Here is a 4,836-nt window from a genome sequence, read left to right as displayed (position 1 = left end):
GGACTGTTCACCTCGCTGGAGAAGGACCGACTCGGCTGCCTAGTCAAACAATGCGCGCGAGCCACCGGCAATACCGCTTTCAGGAAGCGGCACTGCCTGGATTCTTTCCCCGGCCGCAACCTGCGGCAATGCGGGTTTGAGCAGTCCTGTAGCGGCTCTGCTGGGCATTCTCGACCGAAACTGGTCTGGCGTTGGGATAACGTCGGCAACGCATTTGTCGGCGAGGAGCAGGGGACGGACAATGGGCGAGACATCGGCGGGCACGACACCCGCGCGGATCGATCATTTCCTGCCGGAATGGCACTTCACCGAGGTCCACGACCTGCCGATCCCGGCATCGCCCGCCACCGTGCTCGACGCGGTGACCGGGCTGACGCTGCGCGAGGCGCCGTTCGCGTTCCTGCTGCTGAGCATCACCAAGAGCAAGCCGAAGCCGGAGCACCGGGTGGTCGGCGACATCGACCCGAAGTACCTGCTCGACCGCACCGACAACGAGTTGGTGTTCGGCGGCATGGGGTCCGCGGGCGGGGAGCCGCCGTCGCTGATCGGGCCGGTGCGCGAGGTCTTCCGGGACTTCGCCGAGCCGGGCTACAACAAGATCTGCCTCAACTTCCGCTGCGTGGACGGGATTCTGCGCACGGAGACGCGGATCTGGTGCACCAGCGAGGAAGCGCGCCGCGACTTCCGGCGGTACTGGTTCGTCATCCGACTGGGCAGCGGGCTGATCCGGCTGTCCATGCTGCGCGCCATCAAGCGCCGCGCCCTGCGCACGACGGAGGAGGACTGATGACCACGGCGTCGCTGTCCAAGTACTGGATGTTCACCAACGACTACACGCAGAACCCCTACCCGTTCCTGGCGCACCTGCGCCGGGAGCAGCCGGTGTGCAAAGTGGAGACTCCGGACGGGTTGCGCGCCTGGGTGGTCACCCGGTGGGCCGATGTCCGCTCCGCGCTGTCCGACGACCGGATGAGCCGCGACATCACCAACCTCTACGGCGCGCTGTCGCGCCAGACCGGCACCGAGTTCACCCCGCCCGACGAGCTGGCCCACCACCTGGCCAACTCCGACCCCCCGCGGCACACCCCGCTGCGCAAGGCGATCGTGCACGCGTTCACCCCGCGGCGGGTGGAGACGATGCGGCCGAGGATCGTCAGCGTCGTCGACCACCTGCTGGACACCATGGCCGCCGCGCCGCGCCAGGACATCGTGCCGGGCCTGGCCGAGCCGCTGCCGATCATCACCATCGCGCACCTGATGGGCGTGCCGGACACCGACTGGGCGCGCTTCCGCCGCTGGTCAGCGACGCTGCGCGGGGTCGACCCGACCGACCCGACCGGGGTGCTGGACAAGGACATCAAGGCGCTGTCGGACTACATGGCCGCGCTGATCGCCCGCCTGCACGTCACCCCCGGCGACGACCTGCTGTCGGCGCTGATCCACGCGGACAACCGGCTCACCGACACCGAGATCCTCTCCACCGGGTTCGCGCTGATGACCGGCGGCAACGACACGACGATGAACCTGCTCAGCGGCGCGATCGCCGCGCTGCTGGGGCATCCGGGGCAGGCGGAGATCCTGCGCGCCAACCCCGGCCTGATGCGGGCGGCGGTCGACGAGCTGCTGCGGTTCACCGCCCCCGCGATCAACGCGCTGCAACGGCTGACGCTCGCGCCGGTGAACCTGGGCGGGGTGACGATCCCGGCCGGGGAAATCGTGATCCTGTCCCTGGCCTCGGCCAACCGCGACGACGCGATCACCCCCGACCGACCGGACACATTGGACATCACCCGGCCGAAGCCGATGCACGTCAGCTTCGGGCACGGCATCCACTTCTGCCTGGGCGCGCACCTGGCGCGGGCGCAGACGGAAATCGCCATCGACCGGCTGTTCGCCCGCTTCCCGAACACGCGGATGCTGGTGGACTACGCGGACCTGCACTACCAGCCGGGCATGGCGGTTCGCCCGCTGGTGTCAGTGCCGGTGCGGCTGGCCTGAGCGCCCGTCTCCCACCACGGGTTACTGTCTGTGGCTGACAGTGGCGGCGTGAGGGGTGGGGCGGATGAAGGTGTACTCGATACCGATGCGGACGCGGTTCCGGGGTATCGATGTGCGGGAAGGGGTGCTGGCCGAAGGGGCCGCGGGGTGGGGGGAGTTCTGCCCGTTCCCGGAGTACGGCGACCGGGAGGCGGCGGCGTGGTGGGCCACGGCGGTGGAGGCGGCCGAGGTGGGGTGGCCCACTCCGGTGCGGGACCGGGTGGCGGTGAACTGCATCGTGCCCGCGGTGTCGCCGGAGCGGGCGTATGAGATCGCGGCGGCGTCGGGGTGTGCGACGGCGAAGGTGAAGGTGGCCGACCACCCGGGGTCGCGCGCGGAGGACGTCGCGCGGGTGGCGGCGGTGGCCGACGCGGTCGCGGCGGTGCGGGTGGACGCCAACGGGGTGTGGGACGTGGACACCGCGGTCGCGCGCATCCGTGAGCTGGACCGCGCCGCGGGCGGGTTGGAGTACGTCGAGCAGCCGTGCCGGACGATCGAGGAGCTGGCGGCGGTGCGGCGGCGGGTGGACGTGCGGATCGCGGCGGACGAGTCGATCCGGCGCGCGGAGGACCCGCTGCGGGTGGCGGTGGCGGGGGCGGCGGACGTCGCGGTGCTCAAGTGCGCGCCGCTGGGCGGGGTGCGGCGGGCGCTGGCGGTGGCGGAGGCGTGCGGGCTGCCGTGCGTGGTGTCCTCGGCGCTGGAGACGAGTGTCGGGCTGGCGGCGGAGATCGCGTTGGCCGGGGCGTTGCCGTCGCTGGATTTCGCTTGTGGGGTGGGGACTTTGGCGTTGCTGGCGGGGGATGTGACGGCGGAGCCGCTGCGGCCGGTGGCGGGGTTCGTGTCCGTGCCGCGGCAGGCTCCGGAGCCGACGGTGGAGTGGGCGGCGGGGGCGGAGCGACGGCAGTGGTGGCTGGAGCGGGTGGCCCGGGTCAAGGCTCTGGGTCCTCGCCAGGACTAGCGGATCGCCGCCGGTGGTGCCACTCCGGGGCGCCGACGACCTGGAGTTCGCCCGTCAGGACTAGCGGATTGATGCCGGTGGTGCCACTGTGGGGCCATGTCCGGTGCGATGGCGACCTGCCCGACGTGTCACGGGTCGGGCATGCAAGACCAGCCGGAGAGCGCGGCCGATGACGACGGCAGCCCGCGCGGCACCTGTGGCCGGTGTGGCGGCCTCGGGGAGGTGCCCGGATGAGCGGCGAGGCCGACTCGACAGCGCGGTGCCCGGTCTGCGCCGACACCGGTCTGATGCGCTGGCAGCAGCCCGTGCCCGGCCCCGACGGTCGCTGGGATCTGCGCGAGGCCACCCACCCCTGCACCTGCGCCGCCGCCCGCGCCGCGGGCCTCTGGCGCCACCCGGCCGCTGAGCGGCACCACGTCGTCGACGCCCCGGCCACGGAGGTCGACGCGCCGCGAGGCCAGGTCCGCGCGGCCGGACAGCTCGACCCCGGCCTGGCCGCCATCCTGCGCTCGGCCGACCCGTGCCTGTGATGGCGTTCGTCACGTTCCGGGCTGTCACAAGAATCGCTCGCCCGGCATCTCGTGGTCAGTACGCACACGACCACGAGTGAGGACGACGTCATGGACGCTCGGTTCAACCTGTTCGCCAACGAGCTGGCGATGAAGTTCGGCAAGCGGTTCGCGAACGCGGGCATGGTGGTCCACGAATCGCCGCTGCCCAAGGCCACCCAGGAGCTGGTGTCATTGCGCGCCAGCCAGATCAACGGCTGCGGCTTCTGCACCGACATGCACACCAAGGACGCCGCGGCGGCGGGCGAGACGTCGGTCCGCCTCAACCTGGTCGCCGCGTGGCGCGAGTCCACCGTCTTCACCGACGCCGAGCGCGCCGCACTGGCCCTCGCCGAGGAGGGCACCCGACTCGCCGACACCCACCACGGCGTCTCGGACGAGACCTGGGCCCAGGTGCGCAAGCACTACGACGACGACCAGATCGCCGCCCTGGTCTCCCTGGTCGCCCTGGTCAACGCCGCCAACCGCATGAACGTGATCGTCCGCAACCCGGCGGGCTCCTACGAACCCGGCATGTACGCCAACATGATGAACTGACCACCGCTGAGGCCCGGCCTGGACCACCCGGGCCGGGCCTTCGGGCACAGGAGGCGACCAACTAGCTTAGGGGGTCCAGTGCCTAATTGGTCGTGATCGCACAGCCGGACAGGATCGTGGACTGGCCAGGAAGTGAGGGTCGGGACGTGCTCGGGCTGGAACAGCTCCGCCGCTACGCCTGGGCGGATGAAGACCCCGACCTGGCGTGGACGCTGGCCGTCGCTACCGGCCGCACCGCCGATGAGGTTGTCACCGCCTACGGCGGGGACCCCGACCGTGGTGTCGACATAGTGTTCGGCGACGCCCATGTGGGTCCTGACGAGCTGGGAGCGGTGTTCTTGGTGCAATTGATGGCTGGGCCACAGCACATCGTCGCCATCGAGAACAACGGTTGGCTTGGCACGCGCACCGAGGTTGCCGAGAAGGCATCGGCTGACGGTGGCCACTTCCTCAGCGTCTTCTGGAACCTGAACGGCGACTACAAGGTCACCGAGGCACAGGACGGCCGCCTCACCGCCTCCTTCGACCCCCTGGGCATCGAGAGAAGCGCACCTCCGGGCGACACCTATCCCGACTGGCTCGCCGACGTGGTGTTCACCGTCGACGCACTCCACGCTGTCCTCCTGTCGGTGGTCGAGGAACGAACCGACCTCGCCGTCGACCGGGCCTGGCTCAATGAAGCCCTTCCGACGTTCACGATCTAGTCCACGCCCTATGGGGATGTGGACATCGCCA

6 protein-coding genes are annotated in these 4,836 nt (G+C 70.5%); all 6 read left to right on the top strand.

The annotated features are described in order from the left end of the window. Positions 1-241: 241 nt before the first annotated feature. Positions 242-787 carry a hypothetical protein gene (locus ACTG9Q_RS05505; protein ID WP_455571505.1) on the top strand — a complete coding sequence of 182 codons (546 nt, stop codon included), beginning with the start codon at positions 242-244 and terminating at the stop codon, positions 785-787. Then, positions 787-1,998, top strand: coding sequence for a cytochrome P450 family protein (locus ACTG9Q_RS05500; RefSeq protein WP_455571504.1), 1,212 nt, complete (start codon positions 787-789; stop codon positions 1,996-1,998). The genes ACTG9Q_RS05505 and ACTG9Q_RS05500 overlap by 1 nt, the downstream gene beginning before the upstream one ends. 64 nt (positions 1,999-2,062) lie before the next feature. Beyond that, positions 2,063-2,995 carry an o-succinylbenzoate synthase gene (locus ACTG9Q_RS05495; protein WP_455571503.1) on the top strand — a complete coding sequence of 311 codons (933 nt, stop codon included), beginning with the start codon at positions 2,063-2,065 and terminating at the stop codon, positions 2,993-2,995. 230 nt (positions 2,996-3,225) lie between these two features. Next, positions 3,226-3,525, top strand: coding sequence for a hypothetical protein (locus ACTG9Q_RS05490; RefSeq protein ID WP_455571502.1), 300 nt, complete (start codon positions 3,226-3,228; stop codon positions 3,523-3,525). A gap of 90 nt (positions 3,526-3,615) precedes the next feature. Further along, entirely contained in the window at positions 3,616-4,101 is a 486-nt protein-coding gene (locus tag ACTG9Q_RS05485) for a carboxymuconolactone decarboxylase family protein (RefSeq protein ID WP_455571501.1), read from the top strand. 92 nt (positions 4,102-4,193) lie between these two features. Then, positions 4,194-4,805, top strand: coding sequence for a DUF6461 domain-containing protein (locus ACTG9Q_RS05480; protein WP_455572018.1), 612 nt, complete (start codon positions 4,194-4,196; stop codon positions 4,803-4,805). Positions 4,806-4,836: the final 31 nt, after the last annotated feature.

The organism is Actinokineospora lacus, assembly GCF_053813445.1.
This window is presented reverse-complemented; position numbering and strand designations above follow the sequence as displayed.

Coding starts and splice junctions, on each gene's coding strand:
- ACTG9Q_RS05500 (WP_455571504.1), top strand. CDS start 787: ATGACCACGGCGTCGCTGTCCAAGTACTGGATGTTCACCAACGACTAC.
- ACTG9Q_RS05505 (WP_455571505.1), top strand. CDS start 242: ATGGGCGAGACATCGGCGGGCACGACACCCGCGCGGATCGATCATTTC.
- ACTG9Q_RS05490 (WP_455571502.1), top strand. CDS start 3,226: ATGAGCGGCGAGGCCGACTCGACAGCGCGGTGCCCGGTCTGCGCCGAC.
- ACTG9Q_RS05485 (WP_455571501.1), top strand. CDS start 3,616: ATGGACGCTCGGTTCAACCTGTTCGCCAACGAGCTGGCGATGAAGTTC.
- ACTG9Q_RS05495 (WP_455571503.1), top strand. CDS start 2,063: ATGAAGGTGTACTCGATACCGATGCGGACGCGGTTCCGGGGTATCGAT.